Origin of the sequence: Myxococcus sp. XM-1-1-1, assembly GCF_020037095.1 — a bacterium.
Taxonomy (GTDB): Bacteria; Myxococcota; Myxococcia; order Myxococcales; family Myxococcaceae; genus Myxococcus; species Myxococcus fulvus.
This window is the reverse complement of record NZ_JAIQDH010000011.1, coordinates 105260-126958: the sequence shown is the minus strand read 5'-3', so window position 1 is coordinate 126958 and position 21699 is coordinate 105260. Positions and strand designations below refer to the sequence as shown.

Here is a 21699-nt window from a genome sequence, read left to right as displayed (position 1 = left end):
CTATTCGCGGAGCAGATGGTGGGCGTAGCTGAAGGCGAGGAGGCGGTGGAACTGCTCGACCTCGCCCAGCTTGGGGTGATTGCTGGCTTGCGCCAGGTACGGCAGACCCTTCAACGTGGACTGGATGAACGCCGTCAGCGACCACTTGGGCCCGGCTTCGATGAACAGCCGCGTGCCCTCGTCGTGCAGCCGCCGCACGTGCTGACCGAAGTGGACCGGCAGCACGTATTGCAGCGCGAGGTGCCGGGCCATGAAGCGCGCGTCCGTCTCGGGCGCGTAGTAGCGCCCATGAACGCTGGAGAGGACCGGGAGCTGGGGAGCATTCCAGGTGAGCTGCTCCAGCTCCGCGCGCAGCAGCGGCACCGCGCCGGCGATGATGCGTGAGTGGTACGCGTGCGACACCGGGAGCACGCGGACCTCGAACCCGTTCGCGCGGCACCAGCGCGCGACGAACTCGACGGCCTCGACCTCGCCCGCGACGATTCCCTGCCCCGGAGCATTCTCCGCGGCCACCGTCACGTAGCCGCCCGCCTCGGGCAACACCCGGCGCAGCCGGTCGAAGTCCCCGCTGACGCTGAGCATCCTCCCGGGGGACTCCACGCGCAGCCCGGTCACCGCGCGGGTACGCCGGTACACCGCGCGCAGCGCCTCTTCGAAGGAGAGCACCCCGCTCGCGGCCAGCGCCGCGTACTCCCCCGCGCTCTGTCCCAACAGCACATCCACCCGGATGCCCTGCGCGCGGATGAGCCGGTAGAGCGCCACGTTCGCCACGAAGACGGCGGCGTGCACGGTGTCGTCGTCCTGGCGATAGCCCTCCTCCGTGCCAGGAGGCACCCAGAAGGTGCTCGAGAGCGACTGCCCCGTCATCGCCGAGAAGGCGGCATCCGCCTGCGCGAGCGTGCTCGCGACCAGCGGGTACTCCACCGCGAGCTCGCGCAGCATGTTCGCGTACTGCGGCCCCTGCCCCGGGAACACCGCCGCCACCTTCCCCACGTGGAGCTGGCGCGCGTCGCGCACGTCGTAGAAGAAGAGGCCCTGCTCCGGAAGGCTCGGCGAGCCCGTGCCCGCCAGCAACGTCCGGGCGCGCTCCAGCGCCTTGCGAGCCCCCTGCCCCCGAGGCAGCGTCATCGCCAGTCGGCACGGCAGGGCCGCATCCGCCCTGGGCCCACTCCGAGGGTCCATCCCTGGCTCGCGCTCCACCGCCTGGAGCAGACGCGCCACCTGCTGACACAGGTGCTCGCGGCTCGTACCGGAGAGCGCGAGGAAGGGAGGCCGCGTCGGCTCCGCGCTCGTCACCTTCACCGCGTCCTGCGCGGGCTTGCGCGGGTACTCCTCCAGCACGGCGTGGAAGCTCGTCCCGCCCAGGCCGAAGGACGTCACGCCCGCGCGACGAAGCCCCGGCCCATCCATCACCCAGGGCTGGACCTCCGTGGGCACCTCGAAGGACACCTGCGACCAGGGGATGCGCGGGTTGGGCGTCTCGAAGCCGATGTTCGGCGGCACCTGCTGGTGGTGCAGCGCCAGGGCGACCTTCGTCAGCGCCACGGCGCCGGCGCCCGAGTTCAGGTGGCCGACGTTCGACTTCACCGAGCCCAGCAACAGCTTCCCCTCGGAGGCGGCCCGGCCGTAGACGGCCTGATACGTCTGGACCTCGATGGGGTCACCGACGGGCGTCCCCGTGCCGTGGCCCTCCACGTACTGGACATCGGTGGCGCGGATGCCCGCCTTCTCCACCGCCCTGCGGACCGCCTGGACCTGTCCTTCCGAGGAAGGCGCCCAGATGGAGGCGTTCTTCGGGTCCGTGGCCCCGGCCACCGAGCGCACCACGGCGTAGATGCGGTCCCCCGCTCCTTCCGCGTCCGACAGGCGCTTCACGGCGATGAGCGCCGCGCCCTCGCTCGTGATGTAGCCGTCCGCCCTGGCGTCGAACGGGAACGAGCCCTTCTGCGACAGACCGCCGAAGGAGCAGCACTGGCTCAGCGCATCCACGCCGAGCGACGCGTACATCCCCCCCACCAGCACCAGGTCGCACTGCCGGGTGCGCAGCTGGTTCATCGCGATGTCGAGCGCCGCGAGGCTGGAGGCACATGCGGACTCCACCATGAGCATCGGCCCCTGGAAGTCCAGGTGGTGCGCGACGCGTCCCACGGCCAGGCTGCCCAGGTACCCGAGCAGCGTGTCCTCGGTGATGGGCGGCAGCTCGCTCTTGTAGCGCGCCTCGGCGGACGCGCGGAGCTTCGTGGCCGTGGCCGCGTCGACCCCGTGGCGCTCCAGCTGCTCGGCCAGGCGCGCGTCGAACTCGGCGTAGTACACGCGGGCCTGGGTCTGGAACTCCCGCTCGAGCGGCGGCAGGTAGCCCATCACCACGCCCACGCGCGACGGGTCGACCTGCTGCCGCGTCGCCCCGGCGTCCTCGAGCGCCTGGAGCGCGGCCTTCATCGTCCAGCTGTGTCCCCGGTCGATCTGCGAGGACATCTTGGGCGGCACGCGGATGCGCGCCTGGGGCCAGGCGCCGTCGACGATGTAGCCGGCGAGGTTGGTGTAGGGCCGCACCTTGCTCTGCCGCGTGGGGTCCAGGTAGCGGTCGATGGGCGCGCGCTCGTCCGGAATCTCACCGATGGCGCAGCGCTTCTGGAGCAGGTTCTCCCAGAACGCGGCGGGATTCTCCGCCTGCGGGAAGACGCCGCCCAGGCCGACGATGGCGATGGGCTCGGCCACCTGCGGCGCCCGGAGCGTGCGCGCCAGCGCCTGGTGGTACGCGGGCGAGAACTCCTCCAGGGTCAGGTGGTAGTTGATGCCGCCGAAGCTGAACGCGCTGACCGAGGCACGACGCGGCCCCTCCTGGACCTCCGGCCACGGCCGCCCCTGGTTGGAGATGTGGAAGGCGGAGCGCGAAAGGTCGATGCCCTCCGCGGCCTCCCGGAACGAGTGCTGCGGCGGCAGGAACTTGTGGTGCAGCGCCAGGGCCGTCTTCATGAGCCCCGCCGCGCCCGAGGCCGCCTGCAGGTGGCCCGTCAGCTCCTTCACGCCGCCCAGTCGGATGGCGCCCCGCGGGGCGCTTGCGCCGAACACCTCCTGGAGGCTCTGGAACTCCGTGAGGTCGCCCAGGTTGGTGCCCGTGGCGTGGCACTCCACGTATTGGACGTCCTGGGGCGCATAGCCGGCCTGCGCGTAGGCCCGGCGCATCGCGAGCACCTGGCCCCGCGAGTTGGGCGCCATCAGCGACTTGCCCTTGCCATCCGAGGCCGCGCCGAGGCCGCGCAGCACCGCGTAGACCTTCTCGCCGCGCGCGAGCGCGTCATCCAGGCGCCGGAGCGCGAAGACCCCCACGCCCTCCCCCAGGAGCGTCCCGTTGGCGCGGCGGTCGAACGGAGCCAGCGTGGAGTCGGACAGCCCTCCCAGCTTGCTGAACGCGATGAGGTCATGCGGGGTGAGCAGCTGGCTGCAGCCCGCCGCGAGCGCGACGTCGCAGTCGCCCGCGTTGAGCTGGTCGCACGCGGTCTGGATGGCGGCCAGCGCGGAGGCGTAGCCCGCGTCGACCGTCGCGTGAGGCCCCCGGAGGTTGAAGAGCTTGGCGGCCCGCCCCACCCAGACGCTGCTGAAGGAGGCGATGGCCTCGTCCTCGGTGATGCCCGCCAGCTCGCGCTCGACCTGCTGGGACGTGGCCTCGAGCAGCTCGGAGGCCAGGGACGCCGGGAGCGCCGCCTCGGCGAGGGCCCGGGAGAGACACTCCCGCATGTCCAGCAAGCGGGTGCGCACGCGCGTGTCCGGACGAAGCCCTCCGCCCAGGGAGCCCAGGGTGAAGCCGACGCGCTCGGGAGCCACCGTGTCCATCACGCCCCGCGCATCCTCGAGCGCCTGCGCCGTCGCCTCCAGGAACGCGAGCTGCGTGCGGTGCATGTCCTGCGCGACCTTCGGAGGGATGCGGTACTTCCGATAGTCGAGCGTCAGCTCGTCCAACGGCGCGGCGTGCCTGCAATAGGTGCGGTCCGCGGCCGTGCGGTCCGCCGCGTAGTACCCGTCCAACCGCAGCTCACGCCCGGTCAGCTCCCGAATGGCCGTGGGCCCCGTCAGCACCCGCTCCCAGAACGCCTGGGGATTGGATGCCTTTGGGAATACGGCACCGATGCCGACAATGGCAATCGGCCGAAAAAGGCGCTCCTCCATGAATACCCTCTGACGTCCCCAATGGATGCGCTCGGCGAGCGCCGGGCCAATGCCTTGTCGCAAGCGCACGGGCCCTCCCCTCGATTACAAGGTAGACGAGATTGTTCAGGCAGATCAATCCCTCCGTTCATTTCCTCCCCTCGGACAAATGGCCTTTCACGAGGGTGGAATTTGTAGCGCGGAGAGACACACGCGTTTCAACCTCCCTGAGAATGTCACGGTTCGGCGAGCACTCGAGGTGACATCAATGACACATCAGACACCACCCAGGTCGACCCAACCCGCGCGTGCGCCCCCACCCCTGGCATCGGCCCCTCCTCGGAGAAGCCAGACACCGCGAGGTCACCGCGCGGGGACGTCATGGATTGTGTCCGCCCCACCTTGGAGCCCCACGCGGCTCAGGGCTGGGTTTCGGCGGAGCCCGGCGCGGCGGGCGCCTGGGGCAGCTTCTTGAGCAGGTCGATGTTCGGCCCGCCGATGGCGAGCAGGGTTCCGGCGATGTACTTGCTGGCATGCCGCCGGGGCAGGCCGCGCATCCACGTCGGCTGCTCGGGCATGGCGCCGCCGGTGGACTGGCGGTCGTCGATGGTGACGCCGCGCTCCCAGAGCATCGTCAGCATGGAGGTGGGACAGGGCGTGGCCAGCTCCTGCTGGAGCTCCGCGTAGGCCGCGCGATACGACGGCTCGGCGATGGGCTGGAGGTATCTCGCCGAGTTGCTGGCCTCGACCAGTCCCGTGCAGCGGGTGATGGCCGAGCCGCAGCTTCGGGCCCTGCGGGCCACGTCCACGGGCGCGACGATGCTGGAGAACGACGTGCTCGCCCAGAACACGGCGCGCATGCGGTCGCCCTGCGCCTGGCTCATCGGGGTCCACTCGGCGGGAGGCTGCTTCATCAACGCGTGCGCCTGGCGCTCCTGCCCCAGCAGGGCGTTGCCAATCATCGCGCCGATGAGGGTGTCCGTCCGATACGACAGCCACGCCAGGTGGCGCACGTCCCGGGCGGCCTCCAGGGGCTGCCCTGTCTTCACGCCGTGGAGGAGCCGGAGCTTGGACCACTCCAACAGCGCGATGAAGTGGGGCACCGGAGCCGTCATCATGTTGTACGGCTCCTCATGCCGGAACGGGAGGTTGCGCGCGAGGTCCCACCGGTCGAAGCGCTGGAGCTCGCGCATCCACTCGAAGCGCAGCGAGGACAGGTCCGGGTCCGCGGCGAACCACTCCTCCAGCGTCTTCTTCTCCTTGAGGTGCGCGGGAAGCTGGAGCGGTGAGTCCGCGGGCATCGCGGGGCCCGGGCTCTCCCAGTGCACCCAGGCGTTGAGCACGGGGCCCGCGTCCCCGTCAGGGCGTGGCTCGCGGAACCACGGGTCGGCGGCGAGCTTCTCCTGCTCCCGGCAGAACAGGTCCAGGTGCGCGACGACGTCCTGCCGCTGCGCGTCCAGCGTGGGCTCGTATCGCGAGCGCATGAACAGGTCGAACGCGACCAGGGCCACGACGATGAGCACGACGAGGAGGCTGACGAACCAGACCAGCACTCGCGACACGCTTCCCCGGGACCACCGCACGCTCGGACGCATGTCTCGACTCTAGCAATCCCTCGCACCTCCCCGAGAATCCAATATTCAACCTAATCAATTTTTACAGCTATTTACTGTTTAGGCCGGAGAGATGCTCCCGGAGCGTCGCCCGGTGGCATGGGACTCCAGGCCGGCGGCGCGCTCCCCGCGGTCAGAGATGAGAGGGCCCCATGTTCAAGAAGGCAGCAGTCCTCGCTGTCAGCTGTGGTGCGTTGTGGGTCGGCTGCGGTGTCGACCCGGAGATGGAGAACGAGGAGATCGTCTCCAACCTGGTGGAGGCCGGCTTCCGCGTCGACGACCTCCTCATCGCCGACGGCAAGGTGTACGTCGGTCGTGACGCGCACGTCACGCTGGAGGCCTCCCGGGAGATGCTCCAGTCCCTGGACGAGAGCTCGGAGCAGTACCGCACGACGAACCAGGTGGGCACGGGCGTGACGAAGATCTGCGTCAACCCCACGCCCGATTTCAACACCTACAGCATGCTGAGCCAGGGCCTGGACCTGGCCATCGCCAACTACAACGAGCGGGGGCTGCGCCTCACCTTCGCGCGCGGACCGACCACCGGCTGCACGGCGAACATCACCGCGCAGACGACGACGGGCACGGGCGGCTCGGCGGGCTTCCCCTCGGGGGGCCTGCCCTACGGAATCATCAACATCGGCACGGGCCTGCAGGCCTACAGCGCGGACGTGAACGAGCACGTCATCACGCACGAGCTGGGGCATGCCATCGGCTTCCGCCACTCGGACTACTACAACCGCAGCATCAGCTGCGGCGCAGGCGGTGACGAGGGCGACGCGGGCGTGGGCGCCATCCACATCCCGGGCACGCCGACCACGGCCACCGTGGGCGGCTCCGTCATGAACTCCTGCTTCCGCTCGACGGAGACGGGCGAGTGGACCAGCTCCGACATCACCGCGCTGGACGCCCTCTACGGCACCGGCGGCGTCGCGGCCTGCTCCACCTACAGCTTCACGTCCTACCGCGGGCAGAACGGGACGCAGATCCGCTGCAGCTGCCCCGCCACCAGCAGCGGGACGGTGTGGGGCACGGACATCTACACGGACGACTCGAATGCCTGCGCGGCCGCGGTGCACGCGGGGGCGATTGCCTCCAGCGGCGGCACGGTGACGGTCGTCATCCAGCCGGGCCAGGGCAGCTACGCGGCCAGCACCCGCAATGGCATCACCACGCTCTCCTACGGCGCCTGGCCGGGGAGCTTCACGTTCACGAACACGACGCCGGTGCAGGCCTGCTCCACCTACGACTTCACGTCCTACCGCGGGCAGAACGGGACGCAGATCCGCTGCAGCTGCCCCGCCACGAGCAGCGGGACGGTGTGGGGCACGGACATCTACACGGATGACTCGAACGCCTGCGCGGCCGGCGTGCACGCGGGGGCGATTGCCTCCAGCGGCGGCACGATGACGGTCACCATCCGACCCGGGCAGAGCAGCTACACGGCCAGCACCCGCAACGGCATCACCACGTTGTCCTACGGGGCCTGGGCGGGGAGCTTCTCCACCAGTCCGTAGTCGTCACAGCGGCCCGATGCGCCGTGGCCCGGGGGTGGCTCGCTGATGAGCGCCTCCGGGCCCTGCCCGGTTGGGAGTTCTCCGCCCGCCCGAGTCGAGCGCGCCCGGTGAGGAGCGAGCCGGAGGTGGCTCGCTGAAGCGCCCCTCGGTCCATCGGGAGTCGAGACTCCTGGATGACCGCGTGCACGGCGCCAGCGAGTCACTCCACCGGCGTGACCGTCCTTCCCGCACACGAAGCGTTCAACGTGGCGCCCTTGGGCCAGGGAGACCTCGCCTGTTGCGCGCTCATGGCGCGGCCTTCGTCGGAGGCGGCTTCGAGAAGACGGAGCCCGCGGAACGCGGCGAGATGCGCTGATACCGCGCATACGCCTCCACGAGCGCCGTGCGCAGGGCGGTGGGCTCCGTGGGCCCATGCCGCGCCACGGTGCTGGCCAGCGCCTCCAGCAGATAGGCCTCGGGCGCCATCAACGTCCGCGTGAGCGCGATGGGAGTCGAGCCCAGCGCCTTCAACACCGGGCCGAAGTACTGCTCGCTCATGCAGGCCAGGACGACCACGGGCCGGGGCGTGGCGCCCGGTGGCACCTTCACCTGGGGAGGCTCGCGGTCCATGAGCCGGTCATGCCCGGCCCACACCAGCAGGTCGGCGCGACTGGCGCCCGCCGCCGCGCGCAGGAAGTCCTCCAGCGCCGTGTCGATGGCGTCGCCTGCGTAGGCCAGCAGCTTCAGCCGCACGGGTCGCTCCCCCTTCGCGGGGGTCCGCTCGAGGATGAGCTCACGCAGCACCACGCTCCCCTCGGGCCCCGGCTCGCGGCTCATCACCTTGAAGCCAGGAGCCCGGGACAGGTACCGCTCCGCGCCGTACATCGCGCCCCAGTAGAGGTTCGTCTCCAGCGCGCGCGGAGCCCCGGCGGCAGCCCGGCCACACTCGATCAACGCGTTGTCACACAGCGGGACGAAGACCTCGACCTCCACGGGAGGCGCGGCCAGCAGGGTCAGCATCACGAGGGTCAGCACTCGAGGTCTCCAGGGGCGTCGCCTTCAGACACCCCGGGTCCTGCCTTGCGTTCCACCGAGTGGGCCGCTCCCTCATGCGGGCCCGCGGCTCAGCCTCCGCCTCGCGGCGCTGTCACGCGCCTGGCCGACAGCACACCCGCCAGCGCCATCACGAGCCCCCCGGCGAGCGGCACCACGAGCAACCCCAGGCGCAGCCCCACCGCGTCGGCGATGAGCCCCACCACGGGGGGCGACAGCAGGAACCCCAATCGCATCAACCAGCTCACCACCGTCAAGCCCGTGCCGGGCCGCAACCCGGGCAGCTCGTCCGCGCCGTGCATCGCCGCGGGCACCAGCGTGGCCACACCGAAGCCCGCGAACGCGAAGCCCACGATGGTGGCGGGCACCGAGGGGAACAACAGCGCGCCCCCCATCCCCAGCGCCGCGAGCGCGCCGCCCGTCCGCGCCACGGCCCGCTGTCCGAACCGGTCGACGAGCCGGTCCCCGAACAGCCGCCCGATGAACTGCGCCCCCACGAGCGCCACGTAGCCGAACGAAGCCACCGCCACGCTCGCCCCGAGCGTGCCCGAGAGATAGACCGCCGCCCACGTCATCCCCGCGTCCTCCACGAGCACGCCACTGCTTGCAATCAGGACCAGCGCCGCCATCGAGAACACGAGCCGCAGTCGCCCCGCTCCCCGCTTCACGGAAGCCCCCTCCGCGTGCGCGGCGGCCCCGGAGGCTTCGGTGGGCTCGGGCCCGGGCAACAGGAAGCGCAAGGCCGTCAGCGAGACGCCGGAGAAGAGCAGCGCGGAGAGCCCCAGGTGGAGGCCCCGTGGAACAGCGAGCCCCGCCGCCAGCCCGCCCATGAGCCCGCCCACCACCGCGCCCACGCTCCACAGCGCGTGGAACGAATTGAGGATGGAGCGGCCATAGAGGCGCTGCACCCGGAGGCCATGCGCGTTCTGCGCCACGTCGGTGATGGCGTCCATGCTGCCCGCCAGGAACAACGTCACGGCGAGCGCGGCCCACGAGGGCGCGAGGCCCGCGAGCAGCAGGCCCAGCCCCGTGAGCACCGTGCCGGCGACAGCGACCCGGGACGAGCGGAAGCGACGGATGATGGCTCCCGCGGCGAGCCCCGCCATCAACGCCCCGAAGGGGAAGGACGCGATGGCGAGCCCGTACTGCGCATTGGTGAGCCCCAGGTCCGCTTTGATTTGCGGATAGCGCGGCAGCAGGTTGGCCAGGATGGCGCCGTTGGTGAGGAACAGCACCGCCACGGCGGCGCGGGCCGCGCGGTGCGCCCGAGGCACCGACGGAGGGAGGGAGGAGTTCATGAGGCGGCTCTAGGGGGAGAGGAATCGGAGCACGGCGTCGCGAGTGACGTCGCGGCCATGCGGTGTGGCGTCGAGGCTGACGTGGATGAACAGCCCTTCGATCAGCGCATCGAGCTTGTGGGCCGTCCGCGAGTCGACGTGGCGCTCGAGCACCGCGCGGCTGCGGCGCATCCAGTCGTGGGTGATCTGCCTGAAGGCGGGCTTCCGGGCCGCGAGGGTGTACAGCTCGAGCGTGAGCACCAGGTCATCCGGCCCCGCCACCAGGTCCTCGTGCACCAGCTCGACGATGGCCGCCGCCAGCTGCTCGCGGTCTTCCACCGCCGACAGCCGCGCCGCGAAGCGCTCGCTGACCCGCTCGGCGAAGCGGGTGAAGGCCTCGCGAAGCAGCTCATCCATGCTGGTGAAGTGGTAGGTCATCGACCCCAGCGGCACGTCCGCCCGCTCGGCGACACGCCGGTGTGACGTCCCCGCCACCCCTCCCTCGGCGATGACCTCCAGCGCCGCGTCGATGATGCGGTCGCGTCGGGCCGGGTCACTGCGGCGCTTCACCACGGAGACTCCTGCCACGGCAGGGCCTCGACGTGAGCGCCCCGGAGCGTGAATCGAAGGTTCGAACGAGCCCCCCACACGGGACAGCTCCCGCATGTGTACGTTCGTACATATCGACACGGACCGGAACGACTTTGTTCCCGAGAACGGCCAGGACGGAGGGACGAACCAGACGCCCCCGTCCCGGCCGCGCCCCCTCGGCTACCTGCGGATGCGCAGCGTGACGGAGTTGAACACCTTGATGTTCTTGCCGTCCTCGCGGATGACGACGTAGTCATCATTGGGAGGCACCGGCCGGATGAACAGGCCTTGCACCTCGTGCTCGTTGACGGACTCGGCGCCGAACCGCGCCATCACCATGGTCCCCATGGCCATGCCCGTGCAGCCCACGCACTTGGGTGCGCGATAGACGAACACCGTGCCGCCCTCGATTTGATTCGAACCATTGAGGCGCGGCTTCGGCACGGCGATGAACAAACGCTGGTCCGTGCCGGGGATGTCCCAGACGGCCCCCAGCGGGTGGGGGTTGCTGCTCTCGGCGTTGCGCCCCACCGGCCGGAGCGTGATGTCGACGGTGCCCCCGTTGTCGACGACGGAGTTCACCTGGACCAGGTCCTCCTTCTTCGTCCACCCCAGCCAGTGCAGCTGCGGGAGGTTGTAGTTGTCCGAGCCGTTGCTGCCCATGTACGTGCTCGAGTCACCGTAGTGGTCCACCTCACCCGTCGTCGGGTTGCGGGTGTTGCCGTGCGCCAGCCCCAGCACGTGGCCGACCTCGTGGGCATAGTCACGGAACAGGCCCCCCTTGAGGAAGACGCGGTTGGAGCCCGCGTTCGAGACGGAGCACATGCCGCTGGGCATCGAGTACACGGTCAGGAACGCGTTCGAGCGGGCCTTCTGGACCGCCTGGTTCTTCGCCTTCGAGCAGTTCGCGCTCGTCACCTCCACCGTCTGCGACGCGGTGATTTCCAGCCCCACCTGCCCGCCCGAGGCGACGCCGAAGAACGAGTAGAGGTCGCGGACGTTGTTGCGGATGTCGGACAGCGAGGGGGTGCTCCGCCCCGCGTAGGTCACACGGACGACCTTGACGGTGTGCTTCTTGTTGATGGCGCCCAGCCGCTTGTTGTGGTTCTCGACGCACGCCGGCTCCGACGCGGAGCAGGTGTACCGGTAGGGCGAGGCGGGGGCCTCCACGTCCTGGACCCGGTACGAGCGCACGCCGTCGTTCGCGCTCGCGCCGCTCGCGAACGAGGTCTCACAGAGGTTGGCGCTGGTCTCGACGGTGACCGAGTCCCCGGAGCAGTCCGCCCCGGCATGCAGCGTCACCGCCTTGCCGATGGCCACGTCGACGTACGAGGCCCCCGCCCCGGCGGGGAGCGCGTAACAACCGTTGGCCGAGGACTCCTGGAGGATGGTCGAGTCGCCGTGACAGTCGTCGCGCAGGACCACGGGCGCCAGACGCGGGGCGAGCAGTTTCGCGCGCAGCGCGGCCCAGTTGTCCGCCGTGCAGGCGTCCGACTGGACCTCCTCCAGGAACAGGCCGTCCTCGAGCTCCGCGTGCTCGTACGTCCTGCACGTCTCCCACATCTCGCTCCAGTGCGCCCAATCACACGTCCCCGCCGCGACGTACCCCTCGACACAGGCGAGCGCCGCCTCGAGCGCGGGGGAGACCACCGCCTGGCGGTTGGAAGAGACGGAGGCCGCGGTGCCACCAGCGCCCCCCAAAGGAGGCTGGGACATGGGCTCCTGGAGCCCGCCATCGCAGCCTGAGACCCATGCTCCGCACAACATGACGCCCACCATGGACAGCTTGCGCATACCGCTCCCTGCCGCGGCCCGGGCCGGGGGGCACCAGGACACGTGCTCAATGAGGGTGATTGTGGAGTTCCGGCTTTTACACGGAGTCAGGATAAAAAACCATCCGTTCAATATGGTTTTCGGACCGACCCCGACGCAACTCCCGCGGGCTGATCGCGATAATCCCGGCAAGTTCCTTCTTTTTTGAATTCGTGAGGCCCCACCATGGGTTTCGACATCCGGAAGACCATCAACACCGTCCGCACGAACGTCCAGAAGACGGTGCAGGACGTCAAGAAGACCGTTGAGGACAACAAGGAGCTCATCAAGGGCGCCACGGCGGTCGCCACCCAGAGCGCGAAGGCCTTCGGGTACGGCAAGGACGCCTTCCAGCAGATCAAGAACATCAAGAACGGCGCCGAGGGCCTGCTGACGGGCAAGAACCTCGATTTCGTCAGCAACCCCACCTACAAGGCGGGTGAGTTCAAGGGCCTGACGAAGCTGGGCGCCGGCATGAAGGCCGCCGCGCGCTACGCGGGCATCCCCGGCGCGGTGATGTCGGGCGCCACGGCCATCAAGGACATCCGCCAGGCCATCCGCACCGGCAGCAAGGACGACATCCTCGCCGCCACGCGCTCCTCGCTGGACGCGACCAAGGCAGGCATCACGGCCGCGACGGGCGGAATCCTGGGCGGCAAGGTGATGGGCGGCGTGCTCGGCGGCACCGTCTTCAAGGAGAAGCTGGAGGCGGGCAAGAAGGCCGTCGACGCGTTCAGGAAGACGCTCCCCAACGCCAGCGACGACGTGCTCAAGGCCGTCAAGAACGCGGCCACCACCAGCCTGTTCGAGGGTGGCACGGCCAAGGGCGTCAGCCGGGCCGTCAAGGCCGCCGCCTCCGAGACGGCGAAGGCGACCAGCACCCTGGCCCAGGGCCTGGGCACCGGTCCGCGCACGGCCGCCAAGGCGCTGCTGAAGACGGCGGGCTCCGAGGTCGGTGAGGCCGCGCTCAAGCAGGGCGCGAAGGCCGCCGCCGGCACCGCCGCCAAGACGCTGGGCCGCTTCGCCCCGGGCGTCAACGTGGCCATCGCCGCGGTCGACGTGGCCAACGCGGGCGCGACGCTGATGGACAAGAACGCGAGCACTGGCAAGAAGGTGACGTCGGTCATCACCGCGGTGGGCTCCATCGCCGCCGCCACCAACATCCCCATCGTCAGCCAGGTGGGCGCCGCGGTCTCCACGGTGTCCAGCATCGTGGGCGCCTTCTTCTAGAGCAGCGACCCCATCGCGGGGTTTGTCAGAGCGGCTCGGCTGGACTATGCCCTGGTCCATGCCGAGCCGTCGCTTTTCCCCCCATTGGCGCGGACGCTGGCAGGCCTATCTCCCGGGAGCATTCGTGAGCAGCAAGCAAGGGTCTCAAGGAGCAGGTCAGGGCGTCGAGCGGCTCCTCAAGATGAGCCCGGTGGTCAGCCTCGTGTCCGCCAAGGCGCTGGAGCTGCCCACCGTGAGCGCGCCCTCCCTGGAGGGCATCTCCGTGCTGGTCCCCACGCCGCCGGACCTGACGGAGGAGGACCTGCTGCGCGCCTTCCACGAGAAGCACCGCGCCGTGTCCCCCTCGCGCGAGCGGCAGGCGGGTGAGCCGCTGGCCCTGGGCGACGAGGTGAAGCTCAACATCGTGGGCTACTGCGATGGCCGGCTCATCCCCTTCTCCTCGCGCTTCGGCCTGACGACGGAGCTGGCGCCCATCGAGATGCTGCCCGGGCTCAGCGAGTCGCTGGCCGAGGGCGGCAAGGTGGGCGAGTCCCTGCAGGTCGCGCTGGAGCTTCCGGACACCTACCCGGTGGAGTCGCTGCGGGGAAAGCCCGCGCGATTCCTGGTGGACGTGCTGGGAGCGCACGAGGTGACGCCGCTGCCGGACAGCGACCCGGAGTTCCTCGCGAAGCTGGGGATGGGCGCCACGCTGGACGAGGTGATGAACCACCTGCGCGAGGAGCTGGAGGACCAGGGAGCCGCCGAGCTCTGGGTGCAGGCGCGGGACCTGGTGCTGGACGAGCTCATCCAGCGCGCCCCGGTGGAGCTGCCGCGCGCGCTGGTGGACGAGGAGCTGCGCCGCCGCTGGGTCCAGGCCGAGGGCCAGGGCCTGGTCGACCACCAGTTCGACGTGGACGAGCAGCGTGAGGCGCTGGAGGGCTGGCTCACGGACGACACCACGCGCGCGGACGTCGAGCGGCGGCTGCACATCGGCATCGTGCTGAAGGCCGTCACCGAGGAGCACAAGCTCCAGCTGACGCCGGAGAAGCTCGAGCAGCTGGTGGCCCTCCAGATGGAGCCCTTCGGGCTCACCGCCGCGGATGCCCACGCCGCCCTGCGCGAGTCTCCGGAGACGACGAAGCGGCTGGCGGAGATGGGCTGGTACCTGCTCGCGGTGGAGTACGTGATGAACCGCGCGAAGGTCACCTTCGAGGGCGCGGACCAGGCGGGCTGAGCGCCCCCTCGGGGCTCAGCTCTCGCTGAACCACAGGCCCGCGGCCCCCGCCAGGCCCAGCCCCACGAACAGCGCGGCCAGGCCCCAGGTCTTGCCGCGCGACATGCGCAGCGACTCGCCATACCGGTAGCCGCACACCAGCACGAGCAGGGCCAATCCCAGACAGATGGACGCGGGCCCCAGCGCGACGAGCACCTTGCGCGGCGTCCCGCTCACGTCCAGGACCCCCAGCAGCGCCAGCGGCCAGAAGCCGATGACGAGCAGGCCGAGCACCAGGCCCCACCCCCACTTCCCCTCGGGGGAGGTCAGCTCCATGAAGTCCAGGAAGCGCGCCCACGGGCCCTGGGGTGGCTCTCGACGGGGCGGGGCGGACGTCGGCACGGGCGGGGCTCCTGGGACAGGGTGCGGTGCACCGGGGATGCACCGCGCGAGGATAGGACAGCGCCCCCCAGCCAACCAGGGCACGGAGGCCCCGTGTCTCAGCGGCGGCCGAGGAACTGGGGGTCGGTCCAATCCCAGAGTCGCTCCGGGTGCTCGTCCACGTCGAGCGGCAGGCTGTTCCAGCGATACACGGCGCGCGAGCTGGCGCCATGGATGTGGATGAGCAGGCTCAGCGTGGCCAGCACCGCGAAGGTGGCCGTCAGTCCGCGCCGGGCCTCGGGGCCCTTCCACTGGAGCGAGCGCACCACGGGGACGAGGAAGAAGACGAGGTAGGGCACCATGTCCGTGAAGAAGCGCGGGCCATACGAGTGCCCTCCCCACCAGTGCGGGAAGGTGGAGATGGAGAACCAGTGCAGCGCCACCACCGCGAGCAGCACGGCGTGCAGGCGGGTGAAGGTCCGGGCGCGCACGTCCAGCCACAGGCCCCAGGCGCTCAAGAGCAGCACGGGGGTGAAGACGAACAACCCGCGGCCGGGGGACACGAGGTTGCCGGCCAGGGCCTCGGCCACGCGCGAGGAGGACCACTCCAGGCGCTGCGGCTCGTAGTAGGGCGCGAGCACGGAGCCGTAGTGGACCTGGTTCACCGCCACCCAGGGGATGGCCACCAGGAGCGCGCTCGCGAAGAACCTCCAGGCCTGACGCGGGTAGGTCCACACGACGTAGAGCGACAAGAGCAGCACGGACAGCCCGTTGGTCGGCCTCATCACGTAGGCGAGCGCCAGCGGGAGGCCCGCCCAGCCGACGACGGCGGGATTGTCCCGTGCGCGCACGAGGCAGACGAGCGTCAGGGTGAGGAACAGGAGCGAGGGGCCGTGTTGCCACAGGGCGCGGCTGGCGGTGGAGAGCAGCGGCGTGCAGAAGACGAAGACGGCGGCGAGCAGGAGCGCGCGACGGCGGGACAGCTTCAGCGACATGCCGAGCACGAACATGGCGACACCCGCCAGGGCCGTGACCGCGGAGGCGAAGTAGCGCTGCGGCTCGTTCCACGCGTTCAGGTCCACCAGGCCGGTGGTGTCGTGGAGGTGGCGCCAGTGGGCCAGGGACTTGCCCAGTGACGGGTGGAGGCCGCCCACGGGGGTGACGAGCCGCACGAAGCCATCCACCAGCGCCACCATGGGCACGGCGACGAGCGAGGGGCCCAGGGGGAAGTAGTTGTAGTAGTGGCCGTCGCGCTCGAAGAGGCCGTTCTGGTGCACCTGGAAGGTGGGCGCGTATTCGTCCAGGGCGATGTTCCCCTCGCGCAGGAGCGACAGCGTGGTGGGGAGCGTCAGCTTGGAATCGAAGGGGGTGTAGACGGGGAACGCCGCCAGCACCGCGAAGAAGCCCAGGAAGAGCAGCGCGTATGTCGCCCAGGGACGGGACATGGAGGCCCCTCTTAGTGCCTCGCGCCACGGGGGTCACCCGAAACCAGCGGCGGGTCAGGCCCCTGCCCACTCCAGCCTCGTCCTCCAATCCCTATCAATGACAAGTCATCCCACCGCGTCCCGGACACGGGAGCGCACGCGCATGGCATCGCCCGTGCGCCTCCGCGCCACGCGGAGCCAGGCCCGGCCCCCCGGGCGTCCGGGCGGGCGTCCGGCGCCGGCCCACCGAGGAGGCGTCCGAGCGGTGGACGCCCGGAAGATGCCTGTTCGTTGACTCCTGGCGACTCCAGAATCTTTGTGACACGGCCGACCCGGCCGGGCTGATAACCCAGGGCCACGCGAGCGGGGTACCGAGGAGGCACATTTGGGTGGGGCTGGAACAGCCAGGGGCACACGGGACGCGGAGCTCTTCGACGCAGTGGATGTCTCCCTCTGGGTGGAGGACTTCACCGCCGTGACGAATGCGCTCGACGCCCTGCGCGCATCGGGCGTCACGGACCTGCGCGCCTGGCTCGCGGAGCATCCCGGCTTCGTGATGGAGGCCGCGGGCTGGGTGGAGGTCCTGGACGTGAACGAGGCCACCGCCCGTCTGCTCGAGGCGCGCGGCCGTGACGAGGTGATGGGCAGCCTGTCCCTCTCCCGCATCTTCCTCCCGGAGACGGCCGCGGCATTCACCGACGAGCTCGTCATGTTCTGGGAAGGCGGCACGCGCCTGGAGCTGGAGACCGTGCTCAAGACGCTGCGAGGCCGCCACGTCGACGTCATGCTCACCCTGACCCGGCCCTCGCCGGAGCACAGCGACCGGGTCTTCGTCACCATGCGGGACGTCACCGCCCAGAAGGCGTCCCAACGCGCCCTCCAGGAGAGCGAGGCCCGCTTCCGGAACATGGCGGACCACGCCCCCGTCATGCTCTGGGTGACGGACGTCACCGGCCGCTCTCTGTATCTCAGCCGCAGCTGGTACGAGTTCACCGGGCAGACGGAGGCCGAGAGCCTGGGCTTCGGCTGGCTCGGCGCCGTGCATCCGGACGACGCCGAGCGCGCGGGCACCGTCTTCCTCGCCGCCAACGCCGACCACCTCCCCTTCCAGCTCGACTACCGGCTGCGACACAAGGACGGCCGGTACCGCTGGGCCATCGACTCGGCCAGCCCCCGCTTCGGATCGGCGGGCGAGTTCCTGGGCTACATCGGCTCGGTCATCGACATCTCCGCCCGCAAACAGGTCGAACAGGAAAGAGAGCGACTGCTGGTCGCCATGGACGAGGCCATCCGGATTCGCGACGAGTTCCTCGCCGTGGCCAGCCACGAGCTCAAGACGCCCCTGACGCCGCTCCACCTGAAGCTCCAGACGCTGGCCCGGGTGGCCCAGGAAGGCCGCGGCCCGCAGCTGCTGGAGCGGCTGCCCGCGGACCTGGAGGTCATGCAGCGACAGGTGAAGCGCCTGTCGACGCTGGTGGGCGAGCTGCTCGACGTCACGCTCATCAGCGGAGGCCAGCTGCGCCTGGAGCCGGAGCCGGTGGACCTGGGCGCGCTGCTCCACGAGGTGGCCCTGCGCTTCGACGCCGAATCCCAGCGCACCAGCACCCCCATCCACACGGAGCTGGGCGAAGTGGTGGGCCAGTGGGACCGCGCGCGGCTGGAGCAGGCCGTGTCGAACCTGCTCGCCAACGCCCTCAAGTACGGCGAGGGCCACCCCGTCCACCTGCGGACCGGACGCACCGCGGAGCACGCCTGGTTCAGCATCCGGGACGAAGGCATCGGCATCCCTGCGGAGGCCATGGACCGCATCTTCGAGAAGTTCGAGCGCGCCGTCTCCGAACGCCACTACGGCGGCCTGGGCCTGGGCCTGTACGTCACCCGGCAGAACGTCCGGGCCATGGGGGGCACCATCGACGTGCGCAGCGCGCCGGGCCAGGGCGCCACCTTCACGGTGCACCTGCCCTGCCGGGTGTCGGGTGAGAGCGCCGCGGGAGGACTGGCGCGATGAGGGGCCCCCGAGCCGTGGAGGAGGTGCTGCGCGGCGGCGGCGAGTGCGGCGCGTTGCTCCGACGCATCGACTGGGAGAAGACGCCCCTGGGCCCGGTGGAGCGCTGGCCGCAGTCCCTGCGCACCACGGTGGGAATCGTCCTGGCGTCCAACTACCCGCTCTACCTGGCGTGGGGCCCGCGCTACGTGCAGATGTACAACGACGCCTACCGTCCCATCTGCGGCGCGACGAAGCACCCCGCCGCGCTGGGACAGGAGGCCTCCATCACCTGGCCGGAGGTGTGGGACACCATGCTCGCCCCCGGCTGGGAGCGCATCCAGGCCACCGGCGAGCCCATCCGCGTGGAAGATTTGATGATGCCGTTGGACCGCAACGGCTACGTGGAGGAGTGCTACTTCTCCTACAGCCACAGCCCCATCCGCGACGAGTCCGGCGGCGTGGGCGGCATCTTCGCCGCGCTCACCGAGACCACCGAGCGCGTGCTCAACGAGCGCAGGCTGCGCACGCTCTCCGAGCTGAGCGCCGCGGCCCTGGGACAAGCGACGCCGGCGCTCACGTGCCGGGAGATGGCGCGCGTGCTCGCGGGCAACCTGAACGACGTGCCGCTCGCGCTGCTCTACCTCACCGATGACGCGGAGCGCACGGCGAGCCTCGTGGCGCTCAGCGGCCTGCCGTCGGACAGCCGCGCGGCCCCCGCCCGAATCCTCCTGGACGAGGAGCCCCGCCCGGACACCTGGCCCCTGGCCCGCGTGGCACACACCGGAGAGTCGCTGCGGCTCGAGCAGCTCCCCGAGTCCCTGGGGCCGCTGCCCGGTGGCCCCTGGCCCGAGGCGACCACGTCCGTGGTGGTGCTGCCCATGCCCCGTCCCGGACAAGCCCTGCCCCTGGGCTTCCTGGTGTTGGGCATCAGCCCCCGTCGGGCGCTGGACGAGGCCTATCGCCGCTTCCTGGAGCTGGTGGCCAGCGGCGTGACGACGGCGGTGACCACCGCGCGGGCCCGTGAAGAGGAGCGCCGCCGCGCGGAGGCCCTGGCCGAGCTGGACCGGGCCAAGACGACCTTCTTCAGCAATGTCTCGCACGAGTTCCGCACGCCGCTCACGTTGATGCTGGGCCCGGTGGAGGACGGCCTGCGCGACGCCGAGGAGCCGCTGGGGCCGCGCCAGCGGCATCGCCAGGAGACGGTGCACCGCAACGGGCTGCGGCTCTTGAAGCTGGTCAACACGCTGCTCGACTTCTCGCGCATCGAGGCGGGCCGGACGCGGGCCTCCTTCGCGCCCACGAACCTGGGCGCGCTCACGGCGGACCTGGCCAGCGCCTTCCGCTCCACCGTGGAGCGCGCCGGCCTGAGGCTCGTCGTGTCGTGTGAGCCCCTCCCCGAGCCCGTCTGGGTGGACCGCGAGCTGTGGGAGAAGGTCATCCTCAACCTGCTCTCCAATGCCTTCAAGTTCACCCTGGCCGGGGAGATTCGCGTCGCGTGCGCGGCGAAGGACGACGGGGTGGAGGTGTCGGTGACGGACACGGGCACCGGCATCCCCGAAGCGGAGCTGCCGCGCATCTTCGAGCGCTTCCACCGCGTGCAGGGCGCGCACGGGCGCAGCTACGAGGGCAGCGGAATCGGGCTCGCGCTGGTGCAGGAGCTGGTGAAGCTGCACGGGGGCAGGCTCGCCGTGCGCAGCGTGGAGGGACATGGCAGCACCTTCACCGTGTGGCTGCCCCTGGGCCATGCGCACCTGCCCGCCGGGCACCTGAAGCCCCAGGAGCCAGGTCACACCACCCACCTCCGGGCCTTCGTGAGCGAAGCGCGGACGTGGCTGGAGGCTCCGGCCTCCATCGAGGTCACCGACGACGAGGCGCCCCCGCTTGCGCGCCGTGAAGACCGGACGTCCCACGCCAGCGAGACGGTGCTCGTGGTGGATGACAACGTGGACATGCGCGACTACGTCCAGCGCCTGCTGGGCGGACGCTACGCGGTGGAGACGGCCGCCAACGGGCATGAGGCGCTGGAGCAGGCGCGGGCCCGACGGCCGGACCTGGTGCTCAGCGACGTGATGATGCCGGGGATGGATGGCTTCGGGTTGCTGCGCGCGCTGCGGGCCTCGCCCGTCACGGCGGACATCCCCGTCATCCTGCTGTCGGCCCGCGCGGGCGAGGAGGCCACCGTCGAGGGGCTGGAGGCGGGCGCCAATGACTATCTGGTGAAGCCCTTCTCCGCGCGGGAGCTGCTCGCGCGCGTGGAGGGCAACCTCGCCGTGGCCAGGGCACGCGAGGAGAAGCGCCAGGTCGAGCAGGCGCGGAAGGCCCTGGCCGTCGTGGTGGAGCAGAGCTCGGATGCGATTGGCATCGCGGACACCGAGGGCCGCATCACGTATCTCAACGAGGCCGGCCAGCGGATGCTCGGCGTCCCGGGACAGGAAGCGGCGCGCCACACGTCCCTGCTGGACTACTTCCCCGAGGAGGACCGTCCCTTCGTCCAGGACACGCTCCTGCCCGGCGTGGCGACGAAGGGGCGCTGGGAGGGGGAGCTGCAGGCGCGAAACCTCCGGACGGGGGCGCGGCTGCCCGTGCGCTACGCCATCTCCACCCTCACCCACGCCCGGACGGGCCAGCCGGTGGGCGTGGCCGTCATCGCGCACGAGCTGTCCGAGCAGAAGCGCCAGGAGGCCGAGACGCGCCGGCGCGCGGAGTTCGAGCAGCAGCTCATCGGCATCGTCAGCCATGACCTGCGAAACCCGCTCAGCGCGATTCAGCTGGGAGCGTCGGTGCTGGCCCGGCGGGAGGAGCTGAGCGAGCGCAACCTGCGCTCGGTGCTGCGCATCCAGGCCTCGGCGGAGCGCGCGGTGCGGATGACGCATGACCTGCTGGACTTCACCCAGGTGCGCCTGGGCGGAGGTCTGCCCATCCACCGGCGGCCCGTGGACCTGCATGAGCTGTCACAGCAGGTGATTGAGGAGCTGCAGATGGGCCACCCGGAGCGGGAGCTGCGCGTGGAGTCGGACGGGGATGCCTTCGGTGAGTGGGATTCGGACCGCATCGCCCAGGTGCTGGGCAACCTGGTGGGCAACGCGCTTCAATACAGCCCCGCCAGCTCGCGCGTGACGGTGCGTGTCCAAGGCGAAGCACCGCGCGTCGTCCTGTCCGTCCACAACGAGGGACCGCCCATTCCCGACGACGCCCGCGAGCGGCTCTTCCGTCCGCTCCAGCGCGCCCGCACGGCGGACAGCAACACGGGGCGCAGCATCGGCCTGGGGCTCTTCATCGTGAAGCACATCGTCGAGTCCCACGGGGGCACCGTCGACGTGACGTCCCAGGACGGCCAGGGAACGACGTTCATCGCCGTGCTGCCCCGGCTGGCTTCGGGTCGAAGCACGAGCTGAGCTGGACCCCACCCCGCAGAAACATCCCCATGCGGGCACGGCACTGAGTGGATGACACGCTCGAAGAGTTGTCATCCACGCCATCAGCCAATAGACATACTC

The 21699-nt window shown here is 70.5% G+C and carries 13 protein-coding genes; 5 read left to right on the top strand and 8 right to left on the bottom strand.

All coding sequences use genetic code 11. The annotated features are described in order from the left end of the window. Complete coding sequence (locus K8640_RS22260; RefSeq protein ID WP_223748855.1) at positions 1-4167, bottom strand: type I polyketide synthase; 4167 nt, start codon at positions 4165-4167, stop codon at positions 1-3. Positions 4168-4565: 398 nt separating this feature from the next. Next, positions 4566-5741, bottom strand: coding sequence for a hypothetical protein (locus K8640_RS22255; RefSeq protein ID WP_223748854.1), 1176 nt, complete (start codon positions 5739-5741; stop codon positions 4566-4568). A gap of 170 nt (positions 5742-5911) precedes the next feature. Between K8640_RS22255 and K8640_RS42900 the strand changes: the two genes are divergently transcribed. Continuing rightward, the gene (locus K8640_RS42900) at positions 5912-7276 is read left to right on the top strand and encodes a M57 family metalloprotease (RefSeq protein ID WP_305070673.1); all 1365 of its coding nucleotides are present in this window, start codon (positions 5912-5914) and stop codon (positions 7274-7276) included. Between the two features lie 285 nt (positions 7277-7561). On the opposite strand, the gene K8640_RS22240 is transcribed toward K8640_RS42900, so the two are convergent. From K8640_RS22240 to K8640_RS22225, 4 genes are all read right to left on the bottom strand, one after another. After that, positions 7562-8290 carry a hypothetical protein gene (locus K8640_RS22240; protein ID WP_223748853.1) on the bottom strand — a complete coding sequence of 243 codons (729 nt, stop codon included), beginning with the start codon at positions 8288-8290 and terminating at the stop codon, positions 7562-7564. A gap of 89 nt (positions 8291-8379) precedes the next feature. Further along, on the bottom strand, positions 8380-9606 hold the full coding sequence (locus K8640_RS22235; protein WP_223748852.1) for an MFS transporter: 1227 nt from the start codon (positions 9604-9606) through the stop codon (positions 8380-8382). A gap of 9 nt (positions 9607-9615) precedes the next feature. Further along, on the bottom strand, positions 9616-10155 hold the full coding sequence (locus K8640_RS22230) for a TetR/AcrR family transcriptional regulator (RefSeq protein WP_223748851.1): 540 nt from the start codon (positions 10153-10155) through the stop codon (positions 9616-9618). A gap of 201 nt (positions 10156-10356) precedes the next feature. Next, on the bottom strand, positions 10357-11892 hold the full coding sequence (locus K8640_RS22225) for a hypothetical protein (protein WP_223748850.1): 1536 nt from the start codon (positions 11890-11892) through the stop codon (positions 10357-10359). A 282-nt stretch (positions 11893-12174) separates the two neighbouring features. Here K8640_RS22225 and K8640_RS22220 point away from each other — a divergent pair, with 282 nt between their 5' ends. Continuing rightward, the gene (locus K8640_RS22220; protein ID WP_223748849.1) at positions 12175-13218 is read left to right on the top strand and encodes a hypothetical protein; all 1044 of its coding nucleotides are present in this window, start codon (positions 12175-12177) and stop codon (positions 13216-13218) included. Between the two features lie 124 nt (positions 13219-13342). After that, positions 13343-14431 (top strand): peptidylprolyl isomerase, encoded by a 1089-nt coding sequence (locus tag K8640_RS22215; RefSeq protein WP_223748848.1) that lies wholly within the window; start codon positions 13343-13345, stop codon positions 14429-14431. 15 nt (positions 14432-14446) lie between these two features. Here K8640_RS22215 and K8640_RS22210 read toward each other — a convergent pair whose 3' ends face one another. Both K8640_RS22210 and K8640_RS22205 read right to left on the bottom strand, forming a co-directional pair. Continuing rightward, a complete protein-coding gene (locus K8640_RS22210) occupies positions 14447-14812 on the bottom strand; it encodes a hypothetical protein (protein WP_223748847.1) in 366 nt (121 codons plus the stop codon). A gap of 98 nt (positions 14813-14910) precedes the next feature. Beyond that, a complete protein-coding gene (locus K8640_RS22205; RefSeq protein WP_223748846.1) occupies positions 14911-16236 on the bottom strand; it encodes a hypothetical protein in 1326 nt (441 codons plus the stop codon). Positions 16237-16654: 418 nt separating this feature from the next. On the opposite strand from K8640_RS22205, the gene K8640_RS22200 reads away from it, so the two are divergent. Both K8640_RS22200 and K8640_RS22195 read left to right on the top strand, forming a co-directional pair. Then, positions 16655-18223, top strand: coding sequence for a PAS domain-containing sensor histidine kinase (locus tag K8640_RS22200; RefSeq protein WP_223748845.1), 1569 nt, complete (start codon positions 16655-16657; stop codon positions 18221-18223). After that, the gene (locus tag K8640_RS22195) at positions 18220-21597 is read left to right on the top strand and encodes an ATP-binding protein (RefSeq protein ID WP_223748844.1); all 3378 of its coding nucleotides are present in this window, start codon (positions 18220-18222) and stop codon (positions 21595-21597) included. Before K8640_RS22200 ends, K8640_RS22195 begins: the two co-directional genes overlap by 4 nt. The last annotated feature ends 102 nt before the right edge of the window (positions 21598-21699 follow it).

Excerpts from the sequence above, each read along its gene's own strand:
- K8640_RS42900 (WP_305070673.1), top strand. The coding sequence starts at position 5,912 with ATGTTCAAGAAGGCAGCAGTCCTCGCTGTCAGCTGTGGTGCGTTGTGG.
- K8640_RS22195 (WP_223748844.1), top strand. The coding sequence starts at position 18,220 with ATGAGGGGCCCCCGAGCCGTGGAGGAGGTGCTGCGCGGCGGCGGCGAG.
- K8640_RS22220 (WP_223748849.1), top strand. The coding sequence starts at position 12,175 with ATGGGTTTCGACATCCGGAAGACCATCAACACCGTCCGCACGAACGTC.
- K8640_RS22225 (WP_223748850.1), bottom strand. The coding sequence starts at position 11,892 with ATGTCCCAGCCTCCTTTGGGGGGCGCTGGTGGCACCGCGGCCTCCGTC.
- K8640_RS22255 (WP_223748854.1), bottom strand. The coding sequence starts at position 5,741 with ATGCGTCCGAGCGTGCGGTGGTCCCGGGGAAGCGTGTCGCGAGTGCTG.
- K8640_RS22205 (WP_223748846.1), bottom strand. The coding sequence starts at position 16,236 with ATGTCCCGTCCCTGGGCGACATACGCGCTGCTCTTCCTGGGCTTCTTC.
- K8640_RS22260 (WP_223748855.1), bottom strand. The coding sequence starts at position 4,167 with ATGGAGGAGCGCCTTTTTCGGCCGATTGCCATTGTCGGCATCGGTGCC.
- K8640_RS22235 (WP_223748852.1), bottom strand. The coding sequence starts at position 9,606 with ATGAACTCCTCCCTCCCTCCGTCGGTGCCTCGGGCGCACCGCGCGGCC.